We start from the raw sequence: 21,557 nt of genomic DNA on the forward strand, positions 1-21,557 counted from the left end.
CGGTTTTTGAAAACGCCAAAACCGCCGCGCCTATAAAGCGCGGCGGTTGTTTAACGCCCTAAAATATAACGGGCGGCGGCGTTCAAACCTCTATGGCGTTAGCTAAAAGTCGGCGTTAACGCCGACGGTAAGCCTTCTGCCTTCTAGCGTCTTTCCGTGCGTGGCGCTTGTAACCTCTTTGTTGGCGACGTTATACACGCCCGCTAAGAGCTTCACGCCGTCTTTGAGACGAATCACCGTCCCCATATCCACAAAATCGTAAGACTTGTTGGTCGCGGGCGAAGTAGCCGTCGTCTCGAGATACTTGCCTCTGTAGTTGTATTGCGCCCAAAGAGCAAACCTCGCGGTAACGTCAAAATCGACGTTCACGTTATACATGTGCTTCGAGATCGCGTTTAGCGCTTTGCCTTTGTTGGTTCCCGTTTTTTGCTCGCTGTCGGTATGGGTGTAGGTCGCGGCTACCGAAACAATCGACGGCAGATTGTAGTTTAAGGTAACCTCGATCCCTTCGAGTTCCGCTCCTTCTACGTTGTGATACGTGCTACCGCTTGAATAGGGTCCTCCGTTTAGGTCTAAAACGGGGTCTGAGAAAGAACTGCCATAGTAGGCTTCGTAATAATCTTTGGAACCCTGCGTGCAAAAGGGTATTCCGTCGCTTCGCAACGCCGCGTTGTTACCGCCGCCGTTGCAGACTGCATACGACTCGATTTTATCTTTGAAATCGGTGTGATAGGCGGTTAGGCTCGCGCCAAAACCGATCGCCTTATTGTCGTAAGCTACCGACGCTTCGTAACTTATGCTAGATTCGGGGTCTAGATCGGCGTTGCCTATCGTTACGTTGGGAGGATACGCCCCTCCGCCGGACACGCTGCCGAAATCGTTAGATATCTGTCGTATGGACGGGGTTTTGTATCCGCCGGAAACGCCGCCTTTAACGACGACCTCGTCGATCGGGTGATACACCGCGTAAAGGCGCGGGGTTATATGCGCGCCGTAATCCTCGTCGTGATTTAGCCTAACGCCGCCCGTTAAAGCCAGATTATCCAAAATATTCCACTCGTCCTCGGCGAAAATAGCGTATTGATCTCTATCGATCTCCATCGACTTATACTTCCACGTATTATTGCCCGTTACATTGTATTCCGCGCTAAGCACGTTCGAGCCAATATCGTCGAGCATTTCGTTTCTATACTGGGCGCCGACGGTCAGAATGTTCGTATCGAAGTAATACGTCCCCTGCGTATTAAGCGTCAACACCTCGTAAAAAATGCCGTCTCCCCGAGGATTTTCAGTAGCCGCTTTTTGAATATAGGTGTTTAGCGCGAAATCGTCGAGTTTCAGATCATGCCCCGCGGATGCGGTCTGTTTAACCGACATCGAGCCTGATCGCCCGGCGCCCCACGCGGTATTAGAAACGCCGGCGGTCGCCGCTCTTTCTTGCCTTGAATAGTCGTAAGCCGCCCACGCGCTATTGGCTTTGTTGATCGCCCAAATAGCTTTGGCGCCGACCTGCCTGTTGTCATAGCGCGCCGCGGGCGCGGCGGCTTTGTCTCCGCAAGCGTTGTTGGTTCCCAGCGCAAGCAGCTCCTCCGGGCAGTGTTGTTCGTCCACGCCTAGAACCGATCCGTAAGCCTGCAAGGACAATAGGTCTTGCACAATGGGTCCCGCTATATTGAGGTTGCCCGAATAACCGTCTTGCGTAACGTCGCTTAGGGTTTTTGTGTATTCGCTCTTAAAACTGCCAGACCATTCGCTAGGAACTTTCTTGGTGATAATGTTGATAACGCCGCCTATGGCTTCCGAGCCGTAAAGCGAGGACATAGGACCTCGCACAACCTCGATCCGCTCGATCATAGAAACGGGAGGCAGAGCGCCTACGGCTACGCCGCCGCCCGTAGCGTTGGGGCTGTTGGCGTCGTTGCCCTGCATTGGTTTGCCGTCGATTAAGTAGAGCGTATAGCCGCTAGTCATACCGCGAATGGATATGTCTTTATATACGCTGCCGCCCGTTATATAAATGCCGGGTACGTTTTTAAGAACGTCGGTTAGATCGTTGAAGGATTTCTTCTCCAACTCCTCGCGCGCGATTACAAAGACGCTTGCGGGGGCGTCGGCTATATTCTGTTCGTAACCCGCCGCGCTGACGACTTTAATTTCGTCAAGCTCCGTTACGTCGTCGTCCGATTTTGCTCTCGTGGGAGCTGTTGTTGTTTGGCTTGATTGCGTTACGGCGGCTGGAGCGCCGTTTGATTCAGTCGATTCGTCGTCGGCTACTATAGGCAAGGCGAGGCTTAGCGCCGTTATTAGAGCTAAAAGCCCCCCCCCCCCCCGTCATGCTAGGATTTACGCTGATTGCGTTTGCCATGGTTACTCCTTTTGATTTTGAGAATTAAACCAAATTTCTCGCGTGGAATAATAGCGAAATATAACCTTAAAGCAAGATAAAACCGCGCGCGGATTTAGTTCGCGCGTTTAATTTTGCGGCGTTTAGGCGTTATCGCTAGTCGCGCCAACGCGGCGCGCGGCTTCTTGCTTTGCGCCGAAATAAAATTGGCAAACGAAAAATAAGCGGGCGTTTTTGCGCTAGATCGAAACGTCCGAAAACGATTAAAGCGCAAAAAACTATGACGATTATAATCGCGGGATTAGAAATCCAAACGAGGGCGGCATTTACGAACGTTATCATAAAAGCCGTCCGTCTTTTGCGGCGAAATCTAATATAAAATCGAGCGAAATAATCAACTATTTTATTTAACGTTATGTTGAGCGTTCCAAAAACAGATTTTTAGCGCCTAAAATTTAAACAATTTACCATATTCAAGGCATAATTAAGAGAGGCTTTTCTACAATCTATTTGCATACCCGCGAAAAAACTACGAAGGACGGAAAATGCTGGAAATTAGATGGCACAGCAGGGCTGGGCAGGGAGCCGTTACGGGGGCGAAGGCTCTTTGCGACGTAATGGCTGAGGACGGCAAATTTGTGCAGGCGTTTTCGGTTTATGGCGCCGAAAAGCGCGGCGCGCCGATGCACGCGTTTAATCGTATCAGCGACGAACAGATTATCGACCATAGCAAGTCGATGCTTCCCGATTATGTGCTGGTTATCGACCCTTCGCTGGTCTATACCAACATAACCTACGACGCAAAACCCGACGCGCGCTTTATTATCACTACTCATATGTCGAAAGAGGACCTTGTGAAAGAGGTTCCCGATCTAGCGGGCAAGAACGTGAGCGTCGTCGATTGTATAAAGATTTCGCAGGAGACGATCGGACGGGCGATTCCAAATACGCCTATGCTGGGCGCGTTTATAAAGGTTTCCGCGGCGTTTGATATAGAGAGTTTTTGCGCCTCTATGGGCAGAATACTCAAGAAGTTTCCGCAGAAGGTTATCGACGGCAATATGCAGGCGATCAAACGCGCCTATAACGAAGTTAGATAAGGAGAGCTAATGGTTGACGAACATAATTTATTAGGTTGGAGCGAGTTTGAGGCGGGCGCGACGCTCTTTTCTTTTGAAGGCGATCGCGCTAATAACGTCTTCCACGAAAACAACTCAATCAAGCACAGCGTGGCGGATTGGCGGGTTTTGAAGCCCATATACAACCCCGCGGGCTGTATTCATTGTCAGTTTTGCTGGATCGGTTGTCCCGATACGTCGATTGTCGCTCAAGATAAGAGGTTCGGATATATCGACTACGATCACTGCAAAGGGTGCGGTCTTTGCTCTAGCGTCTGTCCCACCAATCCGAAATCTTTAGTAATGTTTCCAAATCAGATGCAGCAAGAAGAGGCGATCAAGGCGTGGCCCGCTAAAGAAGAAAAGAAAAAGGAGCAATGATGGCGACTCAAGAAAAAGTCGTTTGGGACGGCAACACGGCGGCTGCGCAGGCGATGCGTCAGGCGAAAATCGACGTGGTAGCGGCGTATCCGATCACCCCCTCCACGCCGATCGTGCAAAGATATTCGCAATTTGTCGCCGACGGCGAGGTTAAAGGCGAGTTTGTGATGGTCGAGAGCGAGCATTCGGCGATGAGCGCGTGCGTGGGCGCGGCGGCGGCTGGCGGGCGCGTGGCGACGGCGACGAGTTCGCAAGGCTACGCGCTGATGATCGAGGTTTTGTATCAGGCAAGCGGCATGCGGTTGCCGATTGTGATGAACGTTGTAAATCGCGCCTTAGCCGCGCCGCTGAATATTCACGGCGATCACTCCGATATGTATTTAGGGCGCGACGCGGGCTGGATCAATCTCTGCGCGTTTAGCCCGCAGGAGGCTTACGATCTTAACTTCGTCGCCTTCAAAACGGCGGAGGATTTGCGCGTGCGCCTGCCCGTCGCGGTCAATCAGGACGGTTTTATCACGAGCCATACGACGGAGTTGGTTTTTTGTATGGACGATGAAAGCGCCTACGGCTTCATCGGCGATTACAAACCGCATAACCCTATGCTTGATACCGAGCGTCCGGTTACCTACGGCGCGCAAACGGAAGGCGAATGGCATTACGAACACAAGATGCGCCACAATCACGCAATCGTCGAGAGCCAAAAGGTTATCGAGGAGAATTTCGCCGATTTCGCCAAACTTTCGGGTCGTCAATATAAGGTCGTCGAGAGCTACAAAGCCGACGACGCGGACGAGATTATTATAGCGATCGGCAGCGTTTTTGGCACGACGCAGATCGCCGTGGATAATTTGCGAAAAGCGGGGCGAAAAGTAGGCGTGGTTGGCGTTAGGCTGTGGCGACCGTTTCCCAAAAAGGAGCTTGCGGCGGCGCTTAAAAGCGCGAAAACGATCGCCGTTTTGGATCGCTCCGCGCCGCTTGGCACGACGGGCGCGCTTTACGGCGAAACGGCGGCGGTAATTGTGGAAAACGGCTTAAAAGCGACGCTGATCAACTATATCTACGGGCTTGGCGGGCGCGACGCGACGACGGAGCATTTAGAGGCGATTTTCAACGACGCGCAAGAGTGTTCTAAGGCGGGCAAACGGGTAAAACCGATTATGCAAACGGTCAATCTCAGAGGCAAACCTCTGAGTTTCTATCAGTGAGGAGAGCGCTATGGGCGAAGCAAAACAGATCAAAAACCTAAAAGATTTTTCAACCTCGATCGAGCGCTTTCAGGGCGGTCATCGTCTTTGTCCGGGCTGTTCGCACGGCGTGATCGTGCGCGAGTTTATCAACGCCACCGACGAAGAGCTATGCGTTTCTAACGCTACGGGCTGTCTGGAGGTCTGCTCGACGATCTACCCTTTCACAAGCTGGAACGTAAGCTGGGTGCATGTGGGGTTTGAAAACGCGGCGGCGGCGATTAGCGGCGTGGAGGCTATGCATAAATCGCTCAAAAATCAGGGTAAAAGCTATAACGACAAAGAGATTAAATTTTTAGCTTTCGGCGGCGATGGCGGCACTTACGACATCGGCTTTCAGTCGTTAAGCGGCGCGGCGGAGCGCGGACATCGATTTATCTACGTGTGCGTCGATAACGAAGGCTATATGAACACGGGCGGTCAGCGTAGCTCCTCCACCCCTATCGGCTCTTCCACCACCACTTCGCCTGCGGGCAAGGTAAGTTACGGCGAAAAGAAGCACAAAAAGGACCTCGTGGCGATTATGGCTGCGCATAGATGCGAGTTTGTCGCGCAGATCGCGCCGGGGCATAAGTTTTGGAAAGACCTCGTAGCCAAAGCGCAAAAGGCGTATGCGGCGAACGGACCCGTTTTTATCAACGCGATGAGTCCCTGCCCCACCGAGTGGAAGTTTGATCCCGCGCTATCGATGCAAGTTAGCGAGATTATGGTCGATTCGTGCGTCTGCCCGCTTTATCAGATCGAGCATAACGACGAGGATTTTGGCTATAAACTCACGATCACCTACGAGCCGAAAAACAAACTGCCCGTAAAGGAGTATATCGCGTTGCAAGGGCGCTTCAAGCACCTTTTCAAACCTGAAAACGCGCATATTTTGGAGCGGTGGCAAAAAAATATAGACGCCGCGTGGGACTATCTGCGCCGCCGCCAAGACGCCGGCGTCTAAAGGAGTATATCGCGTTGCAAGGGCGCTTCAAGCGCCTTTTCAAACCTGAAAACGCGCATATATTGAGGCGGCGGCAAAAAATATAGACGCCGCGCGGGCTATCTGCGCCGCCGCCCATTTGCGATTTTGACGCAGATAGATACTAGCAATCGATAGCCGCGAAAATTCTCGCGGTTATCGATCGTCAAAGCAAGCTGCATTGCGTTAAAATATGAACATAAGGAGTTCTATATGACGATCAATGAAGCGGCGCTAAAAGCTCTTGGCAATCTGCAAAAACCCGCAAACTCTTCAGAAATTTTTAACCATATTGTCGAGCGCAAATATTATGATTTCACCGCGCCAACGCCAAAAAACACGCTTTCCGCGTTACTAGGCAACTTTATTCGTCGCGGGGACGCTAGGGTCGGTCGAGTTCTCCAAGAAAATGGGGTATATCTTTATTATCTAACAAAAGATGAACAAACAATAGATTTTGAAAATATCAATTCGGATAACTCAGGCGCCTTGAGCGATAACAAAGTAAAACAAAAAACTTTTCATGAAAGAGATTTGCATATATTGCTTAGCTCATACCTAAACACTATCGCAATTCGCGCTAAAACGATTTATCACGAACAATCAATCAATAAAGGCAAAAATCAAATATGGACGCATCCAGATATGGTTGGCGTTAAATTCAAGAAATTCAATACTGAAGAAAGCCGCAATTTACTCGAGGCTACCAATAGAAGAGACGCGTTAAAATTTTATTCTTATGAAATCAAAAAATCAATAAGCAACGACAGCGAGCTAAAAGAAGCGTTTTTCCAAGCCGTATCCAATTCTAGCTGGGCAAATTACGGTTTTTTGGCGGCTTTAGAGATCGGCGACCAATTAAAAGATGAAATTGAAAGGCTAAGCCAAGCGTTTGGCATAGGCGTTATAAAACTCTGCTCATATCCTTATGAAAGCAAAATTTTATTTCAGTCAAAATATCGAGAGTTGGATTTTCAAACAATAGATAAATTATGCGGAAATAAGTCGTTCAAGGAATTTATTAAACAAGCTAGAGTGATTATTACGTCCAATGACGAATATCGTAAAGATGTGGAAATCGGACTTGATAAGATGTGCGATACATATTTTAATAGCGATAGCGATATAAAAAAATATTGCGAGACAAACAATATACCATTTGATAAAATGTTCGCCGATATTATATAAGGAGACGTAATGCGTAACTTTGCCGTCAATAAATCGCTTTTGACAATATTTGTTGTATCGTTATTTATTTTGCCGACGGATAGCGAATCCGCCATAACGCTAAGAGGAGACGATTTAGAAGCGTTGAGGGCTTCGGCGCGGGCGATTACGCGAGAGCTTTCGCCTACGGATCAGCAACGTTTTATAGATGCGTTTACAGCGATAGAGCGAGCGAAGCTTAGCGCTTTTATATACGCGATTTACGAGTTTGAGCGTAAAGTCGACTATGAAATTACGTACGAAGAGGAAAAACGGCTTTCAAAGGCATTAGAGGTGGTCGTTCAAGAAAAACAAAACGAACTTATACGTTTTCTTGACGGAAAAAGCGCGCAAGAGATTATTCAATATGCCGACCAAATTGGCGAGGCGGAATATAAAGCGGATATATCGCAGATAACAACCAAAATATTAAACGATCTTAATATCAAACTTGACGAATTTACAAAAGAAAGAGGCGACTTGAAAAAGTTGACTCCGCGATTGGTTACTATTAGGGGTAAGGTTATGGCCGCTAAACCAATAACCACAATCGTTTTTGATCGCGCCGGCACTTCATACAATATAACAATACGCGCGTATAACAGCGCTTCGCCGGACGACGAACAAGGCTCTAGCAGAAGCGCTTATCCAAACGCTTTGAGTTTAAGATCGTGGAGCGATCCAATTTTATCTCGCGATTCTAACGCGGACGATCAGGCGCGCGGCTCTACCGCCCTAGCGTTGATCTTAGATCATGATGATCATAATTGGGATAGAGATGCTTGGACTACAAAAGCGCTCGGCGCTAAAACGGCGATTACGGGACCCGCGACAGGCAAACTAACCGACAAAAATAAAGGGTTAAATACGGATAAATATTGGCTTTACGATCCAAACGATTTCGGAACCATTAGGCTCCAAACGGCGGGCGCCGCTAAGCCAAATTAACGATACGCGAAACATAAAGGCAACCGCGTTTAACGGGGCAAACGGGGCAAGTTTATTCGCGTCGTTTGATTAATCGCCTCAAAAGCGCTATAATTCGCGGTTATTTTTGCGGCGGGGAAATACATGATCATTAGAGACATCAGGCAGTTTGCCGAAATTAGATATCAGGCAAGAGCTTATCTAACCTATCTTTTTACGCGCAACCTGCATAATCGAATGCCGGAACCGTTGCTTGATAGCGTGCTTGTCCAACTCGATAAAATAGCTAACGAAGTAAATAGTTTTGACGCGATATACGTGCTTGATCCAAAAGGCGAGCAGGTGATCGATAATATCGCCAACGATCTGAAATTACGCGTAGGCAAAGGAATTGACCGAAGCTCCAAAGCCTACTATTACCGCGCCGTAAGAGAAAAACGTTGCGTATTAACCGATCCGTATCCATCCGGCTTAACCAATGATCTATGCGTAACGGCAAGTTTCCCGTTATACGACGAAAGCGGCGTTTTAAGGTATATTATATGTATTGACGTTTCTTTAAGCAACATAATAAAAATTTGCCAATCGACAAAACTCGATCTATTTTTTGCCAGTTTTTCTAAAATAATATATACTCTGTTTTCTTTTGCTCTGTTGATGGTGGCTTGCGTCGTTTTCACACACGGAATAGAAAGTTTTTTTGAGCATGGAATTAGTATCTCCAACATAAACACCGAAGATATGTTTAGGGCGACGATCTTGCTGACTTTGGCTCTGGCAATCTTCGATCTGGTAAAAACTATATTTGAAGAAGAGGTTTTAGGTCATAGCAAAAAGGTCAAAAACGGCAGCGTGCATAAAACTATGGTTAGATTTTTGGGATCGATCGTTATAGCGCTAGCTATCGAGGCTCTAATGCTTGTGTTTAAGTTTGTGGCGAAAGATCAAGCCGAGCATATCGTATATGCGGTATATCTTATAGGCGCGGTTACTATGCTATTGATTGGACTGTCGCTTTATATATATCTTACCGGCGGGAAAAAATCAAAAATCTGCCGATCTAATTAGCCTCGCGCGGTTAATGAGAACAGAGAAAATCGCGTCGATCTTTAGATACGCCGCGCCCGTCGCTTGCGGGTATGTTCCGCTTGGCGCGGCGTTTGGCTTTTTCGCCGTTAAGATGAAACTAGCGTGGTATTTTACCCTGCTAACCAGCGTGATCGTATATTCGGGTAGCGCGCAATTTTTAGTAGCTTTGCTTATCGCGCAATCTAGCGGGTTATTCAATATATTCTTAGCGATCTTGTTGCTCAGTTTTCGTCATTTTTTCTATTCGATTGCCATGCTAAACGAATATAAATCTATGCGCGGGATAAAGAAACTATATTCGATCTTCGCGCTTACCGACGAGACTTTTGCTCTGCTAAAATCGCTTAGTTTAAGCCAAAACGATAAAACGGATATTTATTTCGGCGTTAGTTTATTAAATCATATATATTGGATCGTCGGGACGATTATTGGAATTGCGATCGGTTCAATTGCGACGTTTGAATTAAATGGAATAGAGTTTGTTTTAACCGCGCTTTTTATCGCGCTTGGAGTCGATCTGTTTATAAAAACCAAACCGATTAAACCTCTTGTCGTATCTATAGCGATCGCCGCGATAGCGATCGAATTTGCGCCAAGGGATAACGCGGCGCTCTGCGCCCTGTTTGTTTCGCTTTTTTCGCTGATCGCTTTTCGTAAATGGTATGAACGATGAGCGATGGTTATATTCTCTTAGCTCTGTTACTATCGTCAATCGCCGTAGTTTTGACTAGATCGCTTGGATTTATATTTTTTATAAACGTTAAATCTAATAATTGCCTATTAAAAACGCTTGAGCGTAATATGCCTATTATGATTATCGTCGTTTTGGTTTTTATTACCTTGCGAGACGCCGACTTTGGCGTCGCGCAAGTCGTAGGCGCTTTTTCCGCGCTGGCGGCGCATTTGATCTTTAAAAACGCGCTTATTACGATAGCGTTTTCAACGACTATCTGCCTGTTGCTTGTCGCGATTTTTTAAGCGGCTATTTCCTTCGTTAATCTTCAGGCGCGAAACAGCGCGAGTAGTCGGAGCATTCGGCGCACGATGGCGACGGGCAGACATATATGCCCGACTTGGCGCAGTAAAACCGATACAAAAATTTTTTCCACCGCATATCGCCCGTATTTTGACTAGCAAAAGAGGGAAAGGCGTTGAGAAGTAAACCGCTAAGCTCGGCGCGGCTCGCTAAACCTAGATCGCGCCACAAGTGCCTTTTGCCGGCGCAAGCCTGCGCTACTATCGACGCGAGCCAAACTTCCGATTCAAATCTACGGGCGCGATGCGACAGCAACAGCTCTATTAAATCTTGGCGCTCTAACAACTCTTGCGTAACTTGATTGGGAAGCTCCGGTCGTTCTCCGGAAAAATAACTTATCCATAGCGCGTCAAGCTCGTTTTCGCATAACCCTAGCGTCGCGTTTAGCGCGCCTTCGCCGCGCAAACGTCCGGCGATCAAACTCGCTAAAATCGATCGATTCGGATCGGTTAGCGCGTAGCCGTCGGCGGGTCGAGATAAGAGTTCCGACACGATTAAAGCGCGATCTCGCACCGATCTTCCTTGCGATTTTGATCGCTAAATTACCATATCAAAAATAAATAACGGCGCTTAAAAAATAACCGCGAACATAAGTTTGAAATCGTTTCGCTATTGAAATGTTTATCGCCGTTTCAGTCTCGTTTTGTTATTGATTGGCTGGTTTTCTAGCGCGAATTAAACGGCGCGACGCAATTATATCGTCCATGTCCAGAACTCGTCTTGCTCCAATTCGCTTTTTGGCGAGAGGTTGTTGTCTTTGTATTGCAGTTCGGGGTTTTTGACGCTGACCTTCGTGTATTCAGGCACGCTTGTGGCGATAAAGACGTTCGAGCCTATAACGCACCGTTTGCCGATAATCGTATGTCCGCCGAATATGGACGCGCCGCTGTAGATTGTTACGTAATCCTCGATAGTCGGGTGCCGTTTCACGCCGCGCAAAGCCTGCCCGCCTCGCGTGGATATGCCGCCCAGCGTTACGCCCTGATAGATTTTGACGTGATTTCCGATAATCGTCGTCTCGCCGATCACGATCCCCGTGCCGTGATCGATGAAAAAGTGGTGTCCGATCGTCGCGCCGGGGTGAATGTCGATTCCCGTCTTGCCGTGCGCGCGCTCCGACCAGATACGGGGGATAAGCGGCACGCCGAGTTTGTGAAGCGCGTTAGCCAAACGATAGGTGGTAACCGCGTAAAAGCCCGGATAAGAGGAGATAATCTCGTCCAAGCTAAACGCCGCCGGATCGCCGTTGTAGGCGGCTTTGACGTCGGAGGCGAGCAGTTTTCTAATCTGCGGCAACTGCTCCAAAAAGGCGATCGCGAGCCACTGCGCCTGCGCGGCGATCTCTTTTTGATCCTCCTCGGCGAAGCGATCTAGGTGCGGCAGAGCCTTTGCCGCCTCGCGGCTTAACGCGCACTGAATCTCTTCTAACGCCACGCCGATATGGCAGCTCGCCGAAGCGGGAATGCTAAACGGCTTGCTAAAATAGCCCGGAAACAGTAGCGCCTGCAGTTTATCCAACAACTTTACCGAACGCTTAGCGTCGGGTAAAATCGAAGCGGAGCCGAACTTGAATGTAACGCTCAGATCGTCGTAACTTTGCGCGATCGCGGCGCTAAGAGCCTTTAGTCGGCTTTCTATCATCATTTTGCCCATTTGCGCAACGCCTTTCTATCGATCGCGATCGGCTCTAACCAAGCGCTCTTTAAGCCTCGCGGCGGCGCAAAGCGAACTTGCCTCATCGCCTCGTCCATTCAAATAACGCCTTTATTAGCAGATCAACCTCTTCAAAGGTGTTGTAAAAGGCGATCGAGGGGCGCACCGTCCCTTCCAGCCCAAAGCGGCGCAAAACCGGTTGCGCGCAGTGGTGTCCCGCTCTTACGGAAATCCCTTTGGCGTCTAAATATCTGCCGATCTCCTCGTTGGACGAGCCGTCGATAACGAACGATAAAACGCTGGTTTTCTCCTTCGCCGTCCCGATCAGGCGCAAAGAGGGGACGCGATTTAGCTCGCCTATCGCGTATTCCAAAAGCGAATGCTCGTAGGCGAATATGTTCTGCAAACCTATGTCGCTCACATACTCCAGCGCCGCGCCCAGCCCGACCGCGTCCGCTATACTTCCCGTGCCAGCCTCGAATTTCGCGGGCGCTTTTTGATAGAGCGTGCGCTCGAAGGTTACGTCGGCGATCATATTGCCTCCGCCGTGATAGGGTTTCGCCGCGTCCAACGCCTCTTTTTTCGCGTATAGCGCGCCGATTCCAAAGGGTCCGTATATCTTATGCCCGCTGAAAACCAGCAGGTCTGCGTCCAGCGCGGATACGTTCAGCGGTATGTGCGAAACCGACTGCGCCGCGTCGATCAAAACGCGAACGCCGTATTTATGCGCGATCGCGACTAGCGCCTCTACGGGCGTAATCACGCCAAGCGCGTTTGAGACGTGCGCGACGCTGACGAATTTGGTGTTTCTGTTGAACAGCTTTTCATATTCGGCAAGGATAATCTGCCCGTCCTCGTCGATCGGCGCGACGCGCAAAATCGAGCCCGTCTCTTGCGCGACGAGTTGCCACGGCACGATATTGGCGTGGTGTTCGAGCAGCGTTAAGATTATCTCGTCTCCCGCTTTTAGCGTCGGTTTTACGATCGCCTGCGCGACAAGATTGATCCCTTCGGTCGTCCCGCGAACAAAAACGATATTATCCTTGCTGGGCGCTCCGATAAACTTGGCGACGATCTCGCGCGACTTTTCGTAAGCGTCGGTCGATCGCGCCGCTAACGCGTGCGCGGCGCGATGAACGTTGCTGTTCTCGCGCGAGTAATATTGGACGAGCCTATCGATCACGGCTTGCGGTTTTTGGGTGGTGGCGGCGTTGTCGAACCATACGATCTGCTTTCCGTCTATCGCGTTGTTTAGCACGGGAAAATCGGCTCGAATCGACTCTAGGCTTCTGGCGCCCACCAATCCCGCCGCGCCCTGATAACGCGCCGATTCGCCGCCGCAACGTCTAACCTCGCCGTCGTAAGCCTCCACGATCGGCGAATAGCCGCCCGTCTTGACAAACGGCGAGGTCGATCGCGCCGCTTTTTCGTCGTATATCGAATAGCCGCTAGCGGACGGTATTTGCTCGCCCTCGCCGTATTCGGGAAAAAAGCGCGAAGCCAAAGCGGCTAGCTCTGCTTCGTTTGGCAGACCAAACGCGCTCGGATCAGACGGGTTGCTGGGTATATTCATAATAATCGCCTACTTCTACTTCCTCAAGCGCGGCAATCGCGTCGGGCGCTAAGATAGCCGCGGAGCAATACAGCGACAACAGATAGCTCGCCACGCCGTGATCGTCGATGCCCCTAAAGCGGACGCTTAGCCCTCTTGAACTCTCGTTTGGCAGACCCGCTTGGAAAAGCCCGATCACGCCGCGATTGGTTTCGCCCGTGCGCACGAGAAGGATATTCGTCTTGCCCGCTTTGGACTTTGGACTCTTTAGCCCGTCCACAAACAGCTTGTCGCTGGGAATAATCGGAATCCCGCGCCACGAGATAAAAACGCCTCCCGCGACATTGACGCTCGCGGGCGGCACGCCTCGTCTTGTGCACTCTCTAGCAAACGCCGCGATCGCGCGCGGGTGCGCCAAAAAGAAACTCGGATCTTTCCATACTTTAGTTAAAAGCTCGTCGAGATCGTCGGGCATAGGGCGACCGTAACGCGCGCGAACGCGCTGGCTGTCCGCCACGTTTTTTAGCAAGCCGTAATCGTCGTTATTGATAAGCTGGCTCTCTTGGCGCTCTTTTAAGCTCTCGATCGCGAGCGTCAGCTGCTCTTGCGTCTGATCGTAGGGTTTGCCGTAGAGATCGCTAATTCGCGTATCGACGTTTAGGATCACGTTAATCGAATTTAGCTTGTATTCTCTGGGCTTAGCCTCATACTCGATATATCCGTTTGGAATGGTCGTTTTCTTTAGGTCTTGCGAGCAAAGCACGTCGAGAGGCGTTTCCCCCTCGACCACCCTATTAACGCGGTAGATACCCGTTTCAAGACCCTTAAACTGTAAAACGCGCGTCAAATAGCGCGGAGTCAGCGCGCCGTATTGCGGCGTCGTTTTGACGACGTTGGATAGTTGCAGAGCCGCGTCGCGACCCAAAGCGTGCGTAGTAGCCATCTGAAGATGCTCCTTTTGGTATGAAATCCGCCCTTCGCCTTAAAGGGACGCGGCGTTTTTAATAGGTCGGCAGCGAGGGATCAACCTGTTCAGACCACGCGTTTATCCCGCCCTCTAGGTTAAGCAGCGATCCGGCGTAACCCGCCTCTTTGAGCGCGCGAATGGCAAACGCGCTTCTTGTTCCCATCTTGCAGATAACGACGACCTCGACGTTTGGATTTAGCTCGTCTCGCCGCCTCGCGATCTGACCGATCGGAATGGCTTTGGCGTTTGGAAATCTGGCGATCGCGAGCTCGTGCGGTTCGCGCACGTCGATTAACTGCGGTTTTTCGCCGCGATCCAAGCGACGTTTAAGCTCTTTGGGCGTTATGGCGGCGACAGGCTCCTCTTGCTCGTCAAACTTCAGCCCGCAAAACTGCTCGTAGTCGATCAGCGCCGTAATTGTCGGATTCTCTCCGCAGACGGGGCAACTTGGGTCTTTGTCTATCGAGAAGGTATTAAACCTCATTTTCCAAGCGTCAAACAGGAGTAGCCGCCCGATCATTGTTTTAGGCGCGTTGGCGGCGCTGAAATTGGGCGCGACGATCAACTTGATAACTTCGGAAGCCTGCATAGAGCCGACGATACCCGGCAGAGCGCCGACCACGCCGCCCTCCGCGCACGAGGGAACCAAGCCCGCGGGCGGCGGCGTAGGATAGAGGCAGCGATAGCACGGTCCGCGCTTCGCGTCGAAAACGGAGAGCTGCCCCTCGAACTGATAGATCGAGCCATAGACAATCGGCTTGCCCAAAAAGACGCACGCGTCGTTTAGCAGATAGCGCGTCGGATAGTTGTCCGTCCCGTCGGCGACAATATCGTAATCCTTAATAATATCGAGCGCGTTGGCGGCGCTAAGTTTCGTATTGTGAATCTCTACGTTGATAAAGGGATTTACGCCCTTGATCCGATCGCGCGCGGAGGCGACTTTCGGGCGACCTATATCGCGCGTGGAGTGGATCACCTGCCGCTGTAGATTAGAGGACTCCACCTCGTCAAAGTCCGTAAGCCCGATCGTTCCAACGCCCGCCGCCGCCAAATACAGGGCGATCGGCGCGCCCAAACCGCCCGCGCCGACGATCAACACCTTGGCGGCTTTCAGCCTCTTTTGCCCTTCCAGCCCGACCTCGCCAAGCAGTAGATGCCTGCTGTAGCGCTCGATCTCCTCTCGCGTCAGTTCCGTTTGAGCGCGCATAGCTCTAGCCTATTTGCGGCGCGCCGCCGGCGATCGCGGGAATTAGCGTCAGGACGGTTTTATCGTCAATCTTGGTATCAAAGCCCTCTAGCGACCTGATATTTACGTCGCCGATAAAAATGTTGATAAACGATCGCGGTTTGTCGTCCGCGTCAAATATATGCTGCCTTATCGACGGGTATGTTTTAGCCAGCGCCTCTAGCGCCTCTAACGCGTTGGCGCCGCTTACCTCTATCTCGCTCTGGTGATCGACATAGGCTTTAAGCGCCGCGGGTAGTTGAATTATCGCCATATTTTTACTCCTTGAAACTCAAATCGAAGCCTGTCCTCGCTCAACTCAAATATATTGATCGTATCGGCTTTAGCCTTTAGCACGCTTACGATCGCGTAAGAGTAGAACGGCAAAGCCTGCTCCAAATCAAACTGCGAAGGATACGCGGGGTGATCGGGGTGAGAGTGATATATGCCAAGCAGATCGAGCTTTTTGGCGAGCGCCTCTCTTTCGGCGCGCAAAAAATCGATCGGCGCGATCTCGAAGCGGTTGCGCTGCGCTTCGTTTTCGCGAGCGTTCGCGATCGGCAAAATCTCGGTTATATACCGATCGCCGCCGCCCTCTAATTCGCCGAGCATAAAACCGCATATTTCGTAGGGGTATCCCCTCTCGCCCTCGCCTCTCATCGCGCGATCGGCTTCGGCGTTAAGATAGACGCTCATCGTTCGTCCCAGAACGGATCGGAGACATACCGAAGCCCGTTGTCGTTCAAAATCGTAACGACTATCTCGTCGCTAGAAAGCGTTTCGGCAAGCCGCAACGCCGCGAAAACATTGGCTCCGCTGCTGATTCCAACGTAAATCCCAGCCTCCCTAGCCAGCCTGCGCGTCGTCGCGTAAGCCTCTTCGGTGCTAACTTCGGCGAACCGATCGACAAGCGTTTCGTCGTAAAAGCCGCTTTTGAGCGTGCTTTGCAGGTGTTTTACCCCCTCTATGCCGTGTAGCGGGGAGTCGGGTTGAACATTTACGGCGGTTATTTTGGGGTTTAGCTCTTTAAGCCGTTTCGCGACTCCGCAAAAGGTTCCCGCGGTGCCGGACATAGCGACGAAATGCGTAACCTGTCCTCTGGTCTGATTCCATATCTCCACGCCCGTCGAGTTGTAGTGCGCCAGCGGGTTTTGCGGATTGTGGTATTGGTTGGGATAGAAATAGCGATCGGGGTTTGATTCAGCCTCCTCCTTTGCCCGTAAAAACGCGCCGTCGCTGGAGGCGAGCGGATCGGTCGGCACAATTTGCGCGCCGTAGCTAAGCAGGATTTTCTTGCGCTCGCTCGAGGCGTTGGCGGGCATATACAAAACCACTTTATAGTCCAAAGCCGCGCCGATCATCGCGTAAGCTATGCCCGTATTGCCGCTTGTGGCGTCGATAATCGTTTTGTCTTTGGTCAGCGCGCCGCTATGTATCCCGTCGAGCAACATCGCTTTGGCGGCGCGATCTTTGATCGATCCGCCAGGGTTGAAAAACTCCGCTTTCGCGAATACCCTCGCGCCTTTTCTAGCGCCAAGTTTAATCTCAAGAAGCGGCGTGTCGCCGATTAAATCTATGATTCCCGCCATTATCTAAATCTCTATCGATTTTATTGTGATTATAACGAAAAACGGTTTAATCGCTTAGCGCTTGGGCTAGATCGGCGATCAGGTCCTCCTTGTCCTCTATGCCTACCGACAGCCTTAGAAGCCTATCGTTTACTCCCGCGCTCAAACGCATGGATTCGGGTATCGCGCCGTGCGTCTGCACAAGCGGATAGGTAACGAGGCTCTCCACGCCGCCTAAACTTTCGGCGAAAAGTATCAGTTTTAACTTTTCGAGAACCTTCGGCGCTTTGTTCGGGTCTTTCAGATAGAAGCTGACCATTCCCGCGTTACCGCGCGACTGCGGGTGCGGCGTAAAGCCGGAGTAAAAAACCCGCTCGACTTCGGGGCGGCTTTGCAGCCATTTGGCGATCGCCTCGCCGTTTGACTTATGGCGCTCCATGCGCACGGCGAGCGTCTTTATGCCGCGCAAAACCAGCCAGCTATCCAGCGCGGAAAGCGACGCGCCCTCGCTCTTTTGCGCCTCTCTAAGCAAGGGGTCTAGATCGTCTCTTGAGTGCGCGATCAGCCCCGCGACCGTGTCGTTATGCCCGCTTAGATATTTGCTCGCCGAATGCACGACAATATCCGCGCCAAAGGCGATCGGGTTTTGAAAATAGGGGGTCAAAAAGGTGTTATCGACGATCAGCAGCCCGCCGCGATCGCGGATTAGTTTCGCGCACGCGGCTATATCGGTAATTTTCATCATCGGGTTCGACGGCGTTTCGATAAACAGCGCTTTGGTATTCGGCTTCATCGCCGTCGCGACTTTGCCAAGATCGCTTGTGTCGATAAAGCTAAACTCCACGCCGTATTTAGAGTAATAGCCCTCGAATAGGCGGTAGGTGCCGCCGTAGAGGTCCTCGCTTACGATAATATGATCGCCGACGCCGAATAGCTTGATCGCGCACGAGATCGCGCCCATTCCCGTCGCGAAGGCAAGCCCGTATTTCGCGCCCTCCAGCAGCGCGATCGTCTCCTCCAGAACCGATCGCGTCGGGTTGATCGCGCGCGAGTAGTCAAACCCAGTGGATTCCCCAAGGCGCGGATGGCGAAAGGTAGCCGACTGATAGATCGGCGTGGAGATCGCGCCCGTAACGGGATCAAACGGGCGCGCCGTATGAACGCAGACCGTGTCTAGTTTTTTCATCGCAAAGCCTTGTCGAAATCGTCGATTAGATCGTCTATATCCTCTAATCCTACCGAAACGCGGATCAGAGCGTCGCTCACGCCAAGCCTCTCGCGTTCGTTAGGCGGTATGGCGGCGTGGCTCATCTTGACGGGATAGCTGACGATGGTCTCCACGCCGCCAAGCGAAACGGCGCTGGCGGCGAGGCGAACCTTTTTCAGAAATCCAAGCGCCGCCTCTAGCGTCTTTGTTTTGAAGCTCAAAACCGCGCCGAAGCCGTCCGCTTGCGAGCTATGCAGTTTCGCGCCCTCGCCGATCGACGGGTAATAGACGCGCTCTACCTCGTCGCGGCTTTGAAACCACGCGGCGAGTTTTTGCGCGCCCTCCTGCTCTATTGCCAGACGCGCCCTTAGCGTTTTGATTCCGCGCAACGTCAAAAAGCAGTCAAACGGCGAAGGCGTCGCTCCAAAGCCGTTTTGAACCTGATAGATTCTCCTGCCGATCGTATCGCTCGCGGCGACGGCAAGCCCCAAAACCAGATCGCTATGCCCGCCCAAAAACTTCGTGGCGGAATGCACGACAATATCCGCGCCGAGTTCGATCGGACGCTGCAAAAGCGGCGTCATAAAGGTGTTATCCACAATGGTAAGCAGATCGCGCTCTTTGGCGATCGCGATCGCGCCTTTCAGATCGGTGATTTTCAGCAACGGATTCGACGGCGTTTCCAAAAAGATCGCTTTGGTGTTCGGTTTGATCGCCCTTCGTATCTCGCTTAGATCGCTCGCATTTACGGCGGTATGCTCCAAACCAAAGCGTTTATAAAAGGTGTTGAGAATGCGGTAGCTCCCGCCGTAAATATCCTCCGCCGCCACGATATGATCGCCAGCCGCGAAAATACCCAGCGCGGAGCTTATCGCCGCCATTCCGCTGCTAAAGGCGTAACCGCGCGCGCCGCCCTCTAGCAGCGCGATCGTCTCCTCTAACGCCTTGCGCGTCGGATTGCCCGATCTAGCGTAATCGAACTCCTGATCGGCAAAAATATCCTTTTGCGCAAACGTGCTAGTCGCCACGATCGGCGTATTAAGCGCGCCCGTAGTCGGATCGACGCTGTGCGCGTTATGGATCAGTTTGGTCGCCGTTTTCATTGCAAATCCTTAAATCGTCCGCGATCGCGAAATGTTATCGCGAGGCGGACAAATCTCTATAGAAAAAACGCGGTCGTAAGTATAGGGAATAAAGTTAAAGACGCGCTTTCGGGCGAAACGATCGGCGGCGATCGCGCCGAGCGAAAAGGCGTATGCGCCGACGCGTTAGAACGGATCGAACAAGAGCGATTCGTTAGCGCCGATCTCCCCAAAGCGCGCGCTATACGGGCGGATTGAAAACGGCGAAACATTATAATCGACTATAACCGATAAAAGTTTGAGTTTCGCGACGTAGGGATCGTTAAAACGCGCAAAGCCGCCGCGCGGACGTTTTAAGAGACGGCGGTAGCCGCAAACGCGCGGGCGCTAGATCGTTTCTTGTTTAAGCGCCTATAGACCGAATTTTCGCAAAGCAATCGCGTTATAGTAGGGTTTTGCGTTATCGATCCGCGATTAAGCGCGTTTTTAAGCGGCGAATTGTCCGAATACGCGCCGCCGAAATTTTGCGCGGCTTTACTAATAGGCGGCGAGCGCTTGCGTAAGAGAGTAGGCGCTAAAATCACGGACATTTAAGAGCTCGGAAGGTCGTTTGTATGCAAAACTTTACCAAAGTTGAAAGAGTAACGCCTAAAAAGGTCCCCGCCCTTGAACGGCTAACGAACTTTGGAGAGATTTACGCGCTTTTTGACGGCGATAAAGCTAGCGCGCAAGCCGAGCGTTGCGTGCAGTGCGGCAATCCGTATTGCGCGATAAACGGCTGCCCGCTTCACAACTATATCCCCTATTGGCTCAAAGCGATCGCCGAGCAGGATCGCCGCGCGGCTTTCAGGCTAAGCAACGAAAATTCGCCTTTCCCCGAAATACTAGGGCGCATTTGCCCGCAAGATCGTCTTTGCGAAGGCGCCTGTACGCTGGGCGCGGACAACTTTGGCGCGATAAGCATAGGCGCGATCGAGACTGCGATTACCGAAGGCGAATTTGAGCGAGGCGCTATGATCGACTATCCCAAAGTTACCGGCAAAAAACGGGTCGCGCTTATCGGCAGCGGTCCCGCGTCGCTCTCGGCGGCTACCTTTCTGGCGCGCGCCGGTTTGTCGGCGGAGATTTTTGAAAAAGACGACAAGGCGGGCGGTTTGTTGACGTTTGGCATTCCCAATTTTAAACTGGACAAAAAAGCGGTCGATCGCCGCTTTGAGTTTCTGACTAAAGCCGGCGTAAAACTTCGTCTAGGAGTCGAGGCGGGCAAAGACATACAATTCGACGATCTGCTCCGCGATTTCGACGCGGTGTTCGTGGGCGTAGGAGCGCGACAACCCGCTAAAGCTAAAATCGAGAACGAAAACGCTAAGGGCGTAATAAACGCGATCGATTTTCTTAGCGCGGCTCAGAGCGAGCTTTTCGATCCCTCCAAAAAAAGCCCTTACGACGCGCGCGGCAAAAATATCGTCGTAATCGGCGGCGGCGATACGGCGATGGACTGCGTCCGAACCGCGTTAAGGCTTGGCGCTCAAAACGCGACGTGCGTATATCGGCGCTCGGAGGAGAGCATGCCCGGCAGCAAGAAAGAGTTTATCAACGCCAAAGAGGAAGGCGGCGAGTTTGTTTTTAATCGCGCTCCAAGCAAAATTGTCGTTAAAAACGGCGCGGCGATCGGCGTGGAGTTTGAGGAAACCAAAATTGCCGACGACGGCGCTCGCGGCAAACTCGTCGTCGTTAAAGGAAGCGCGAAAGTAATTCTCGCCGATATGACGATAATGGCTTTGGGATTTGAACACCAGAACAAATCGTGGCTAAAGGGCGTAAATCTCGCCGAAAACGGCGCGATCTTAACGGACGGCTTCGGACGCACAAATCTTAAAAACGTCTATGCCGGCGGCGACGCGGCGCGCGGCGCGAGCTTAGTCGTCAAAGCGGCTGCGGACGGCAAAAGAGCCGCGCTTTCTATTATTCATACGCTTTTAGCCGCTTGA

The 21,557-nt window shown here is 51.5% G+C and carries 21 protein-coding genes; 10 read left to right on the top strand and 11 right to left on the bottom strand.

From position 1 onward, the window contains the following. Positions 1-102: 102 nt before the first annotated feature. Positions 103-2,283: a TonB-dependent receptor gene (locus LBF86_01420; GenBank protein ID MDR0664169.1), complete on the bottom strand. Its 2,181-nt coding sequence runs from the start codon at positions 2,281-2,283 to the stop codon at positions 103-105. Positions 2,284-2,889: 606 nt separating this feature from the next. On the opposite strand from LBF86_01420, the gene LBF86_01425 reads away from it, so the two are divergent. The 9 genes from LBF86_01425 to LBF86_01465 all read left to right on the top strand — a co-directional run bounded on the left by LBF86_01425 (position 2,890) and on the right by LBF86_01465 (position 10,254). Then, complete coding sequence (locus LBF86_01425; GenBank protein ID MDR0664170.1) at positions 2,890-3,444, top strand: pyruvate flavodoxin oxidoreductase subunit gamma; 555 nt, start codon at positions 2,890-2,892, stop codon at positions 3,442-3,444. Positions 3,445-3,453: 9 nt separating this feature from the next. Next, positions 3,454-3,843 (top strand): 4Fe-4S binding protein, encoded by a 390-nt coding sequence (locus tag LBF86_01430; GenBank protein ID MDR0664171.1) that lies wholly within the window; start codon positions 3,454-3,456, stop codon positions 3,841-3,843. Further along, on the top strand, positions 3,843-5,051 hold the full coding sequence (locus LBF86_01435) for a 2-oxoacid:ferredoxin oxidoreductase subunit alpha (protein ID MDR0664172.1): 1,209 nt from the start codon (positions 3,843-3,845) through the stop codon (positions 5,049-5,051). The genes LBF86_01430 and LBF86_01435 overlap by 1 nt, the downstream gene beginning before the upstream one ends. 10 nt (positions 5,052-5,061) lie before the next feature. Continuing rightward, positions 5,062-6,036, top strand: coding sequence for a pyruvate ferredoxin oxidoreductase (locus LBF86_01440; GenBank protein MDR0664173.1), 975 nt, complete (start codon positions 5,062-5,064; stop codon positions 6,034-6,036). A 231-nt stretch (positions 6,037-6,267) separates the two neighbouring features. Then, positions 6,268-7,242, top strand: coding sequence for a hypothetical protein (locus tag LBF86_01445; protein MDR0664174.1), 975 nt, complete (start codon positions 6,268-6,270; stop codon positions 7,240-7,242). Positions 7,243-7,251: 9 nt separating this feature from the next. Next, positions 7,252-8,208 (top strand): hypothetical protein, encoded by a 957-nt coding sequence (locus LBF86_01450; GenBank protein ID MDR0664175.1) that lies wholly within the window; start codon positions 7,252-7,254, stop codon positions 8,206-8,208. A 123-nt stretch (positions 8,209-8,331) separates the two neighbouring features. Continuing rightward, positions 8,332-9,255: a PDC sensor domain-containing protein gene (locus LBF86_01455; protein ID MDR0664176.1), complete on the top strand. Its 924-nt coding sequence runs from the start codon at positions 8,332-8,334 to the stop codon at positions 9,253-9,255. A gap of 13 nt (positions 9,256-9,268) precedes the next feature. After that, complete coding sequence (locus LBF86_01460; protein MDR0664177.1) at positions 9,269-9,949, top strand: AzlC family ABC transporter permease; 681 nt, start codon at positions 9,269-9,271, stop codon at positions 9,947-9,949. Then, complete coding sequence (locus LBF86_01465; GenBank protein MDR0664178.1) at positions 9,946-10,254, top strand: AzlD domain-containing protein; 309 nt, start codon at positions 9,946-9,948, stop codon at positions 10,252-10,254. The genes LBF86_01460 and LBF86_01465 overlap by 4 nt, the downstream gene beginning before the upstream one ends. A gap of 16 nt (positions 10,255-10,270) precedes the next feature. On the opposite strand, the gene LBF86_01470 is transcribed toward LBF86_01465, so the two are convergent. From LBF86_01470 to LBF86_01515, 10 genes are all read right to left on the bottom strand, one after another. Continuing rightward, the gene (locus LBF86_01470; GenBank protein ID MDR0664179.1) at positions 10,271-10,825 is read right to left on the bottom strand and encodes a nitrogen fixation protein NifQ; all 555 of its coding nucleotides are present in this window, start codon (positions 10,823-10,825) and stop codon (positions 10,271-10,273) included. A gap of 180 nt (positions 10,826-11,005) precedes the next feature. Next, positions 11,006-11,965, bottom strand: coding sequence for a hypothetical protein (locus LBF86_01475; GenBank protein ID MDR0664180.1), 960 nt, complete (start codon positions 11,963-11,965; stop codon positions 11,006-11,008). 82 nt (positions 11,966-12,047) lie between these two features. Then, positions 12,048-13,538, bottom strand: a complete 1,491-nt coding sequence (locus LBF86_01480; GenBank protein ID MDR0664181.1) for a cysteine desulfurase — start codon at positions 13,536-13,538, stop codon at positions 12,048-12,050. Further along, positions 13,513-14,460 carry a hypothetical protein gene (locus LBF86_01485; protein ID MDR0664182.1) on the bottom strand — a complete coding sequence of 316 codons (948 nt, stop codon included), beginning with the start codon at positions 14,458-14,460 and terminating at the stop codon, positions 13,513-13,515. Before LBF86_01485 ends, LBF86_01480 begins: the two co-directional genes overlap by 26 nt. A 58-nt stretch (positions 14,461-14,518) precedes the next feature. Beyond that, positions 14,519-15,691: a molybdopterin-synthase adenylyltransferase MoeB gene (gene moeB / locus LBF86_01490; protein MDR0664183.1), complete on the bottom strand. Its 1,173-nt coding sequence runs from the start codon at positions 15,689-15,691 to the stop codon at positions 14,519-14,521. Between the two features lie 4 nt (positions 15,692-15,695). Beyond that, positions 15,696-15,983, bottom strand: coding sequence for a MoaD/ThiS family protein (locus LBF86_01495; GenBank protein ID MDR0664184.1), 288 nt, complete (start codon positions 15,981-15,983; stop codon positions 15,696-15,698). Then, positions 15,974-16,405, bottom strand: coding sequence for a M67 family metallopeptidase (locus LBF86_01500; GenBank protein ID MDR0664185.1), 432 nt, complete (start codon positions 16,403-16,405; stop codon positions 15,974-15,976). Before LBF86_01500 ends, LBF86_01495 begins: the two co-directional genes overlap by 10 nt. After that, positions 16,402-17,298 carry a cysteine synthase family protein gene (locus LBF86_01505; GenBank protein ID MDR0664186.1) on the bottom strand — a complete coding sequence of 299 codons (897 nt, stop codon included), beginning with the start codon at positions 17,296-17,298 and terminating at the stop codon, positions 16,402-16,404. Before LBF86_01505 ends, LBF86_01500 begins: the two co-directional genes overlap by 4 nt. A 46-nt stretch (positions 17,299-17,344) precedes the next feature. Next, complete coding sequence (locus tag LBF86_01510) at positions 17,345-18,463, bottom strand: PLP-dependent aspartate aminotransferase family protein (GenBank protein MDR0664187.1); 1,119 nt, start codon at positions 18,461-18,463, stop codon at positions 17,345-17,347. Then, on the bottom strand, positions 18,460-19,587 hold the full coding sequence (locus LBF86_01515; GenBank protein MDR0664188.1) for a PLP-dependent aspartate aminotransferase family protein: 1,128 nt from the start codon (positions 19,585-19,587) through the stop codon (positions 18,460-18,462). Before LBF86_01515 ends, LBF86_01510 begins: the two co-directional genes overlap by 4 nt. Before the next feature lie 593 nt (positions 19,588-20,180). Between LBF86_01515 and LBF86_01520 the strand changes: the two genes are divergently transcribed. Continuing rightward, positions 20,181-21,557 (top strand): glutamate synthase subunit beta, encoded by a 1,377-nt coding sequence (locus tag LBF86_01520; GenBank protein ID MDR0664189.1) that lies wholly within the window; start codon positions 20,181-20,183, stop codon positions 21,555-21,557.

The organism is Helicobacteraceae bacterium (assembly GCA_031258155.1).
Lineage (GTDB): Bacteria > Campylobacterota > Campylobacteria > Campylobacterales > SZUA-545 > JAIRNH01.

Excerpts from the sequence above, each read along its gene's own strand:
- LBF86_01520 (MDR0664189.1), top strand. The coding sequence starts at position 20,181 with ATGCAAAACTTTACCAAAGTTGAAAGAGTAACGCCTAAAAAGGTCCCC.
- LBF86_01455 (MDR0664176.1), top strand. The coding sequence starts at position 8,332 with ATGATCATTAGAGACATCAGGCAGTTTGCCGAAATTAGATATCAGGCA.
- LBF86_01450 (MDR0664175.1), top strand. The coding sequence starts at position 7,252 with ATGCGTAACTTTGCCGTCAATAAATCGCTTTTGACAATATTTGTTGTA.
- LBF86_01480 (MDR0664181.1), bottom strand. The coding sequence starts at position 13,538 with ATGAATATACCCAGCAACCCGTCTGATCCGAGCGCGTTTGGTCTGCCA.
- LBF86_01505 (MDR0664186.1), bottom strand. The coding sequence starts at position 17,298 with ATGGCGGGAATCATAGATTTAATCGGCGACACGCCGCTTCTTGAGATT.
- LBF86_01460 (MDR0664177.1), top strand. The coding sequence starts at position 9,269 with ATGAGAACAGAGAAAATCGCGTCGATCTTTAGATACGCCGCGCCCGTC.
- LBF86_01440 (MDR0664173.1), top strand. The coding sequence starts at position 5,062 with ATGGGCGAAGCAAAACAGATCAAAAACCTAAAAGATTTTTCAACCTCG.
- LBF86_01475 (MDR0664180.1), bottom strand. The coding sequence starts at position 11,965 with ATGGGCAAAATGATGATAGAAAGCCGACTAAAGGCTCTTAGCGCCGCG.
- LBF86_01485 (MDR0664182.1), bottom strand. The coding sequence starts at position 14,460 with ATGGCTACTACGCACGCTTTGGGTCGCGACGCGGCTCTGCAACTATCC.
- LBF86_01495 (MDR0664184.1), bottom strand. The coding sequence starts at position 15,983 with ATGGCGATAATTCAACTACCCGCGGCGCTTAAAGCCTATGTCGATCAC.
- LBF86_01465 (MDR0664178.1), top strand. The coding sequence starts at position 9,946 with ATGAGCGATGGTTATATTCTCTTAGCTCTGTTACTATCGTCAATCGCC.
- LBF86_01425 (MDR0664170.1), top strand. The coding sequence starts at position 2,890 with ATGCTGGAAATTAGATGGCACAGCAGGGCTGGGCAGGGAGCCGTTACG.
- LBF86_01430 (MDR0664171.1), top strand. The coding sequence starts at position 3,454 with ATGGTTGACGAACATAATTTATTAGGTTGGAGCGAGTTTGAGGCGGGC.
- LBF86_01510 (MDR0664187.1), bottom strand. The coding sequence starts at position 18,463 with ATGAAAAAACTAGACACGGTCTGCGTTCATACGGCGCGCCCGTTTGAT.
- moeB (MDR0664183.1), bottom strand. The coding sequence starts at position 15,691 with ATGCGCGCTCAAACGGAACTGACGCGAGAGGAGATCGAGCGCTACAGC.
- LBF86_01515 (MDR0664188.1), bottom strand. The coding sequence starts at position 19,587 with ATGAAAACGGCGACCAAACTGATCCATAACGCGCACAGCGTCGATCCG.
- LBF86_01500 (MDR0664185.1), bottom strand. The coding sequence starts at position 16,405 with ATGAGCGTCTATCTTAACGCCGAAGCCGATCGCGCGATGAGAGGCGAG.
- LBF86_01445 (MDR0664174.1), top strand. The coding sequence starts at position 6,268 with ATGACGATCAATGAAGCGGCGCTAAAAGCTCTTGGCAATCTGCAAAAA.
- LBF86_01435 (MDR0664172.1), top strand. The coding sequence starts at position 3,843 with ATGGCGACTCAAGAAAAAGTCGTTTGGGACGGCAACACGGCGGCTGCG.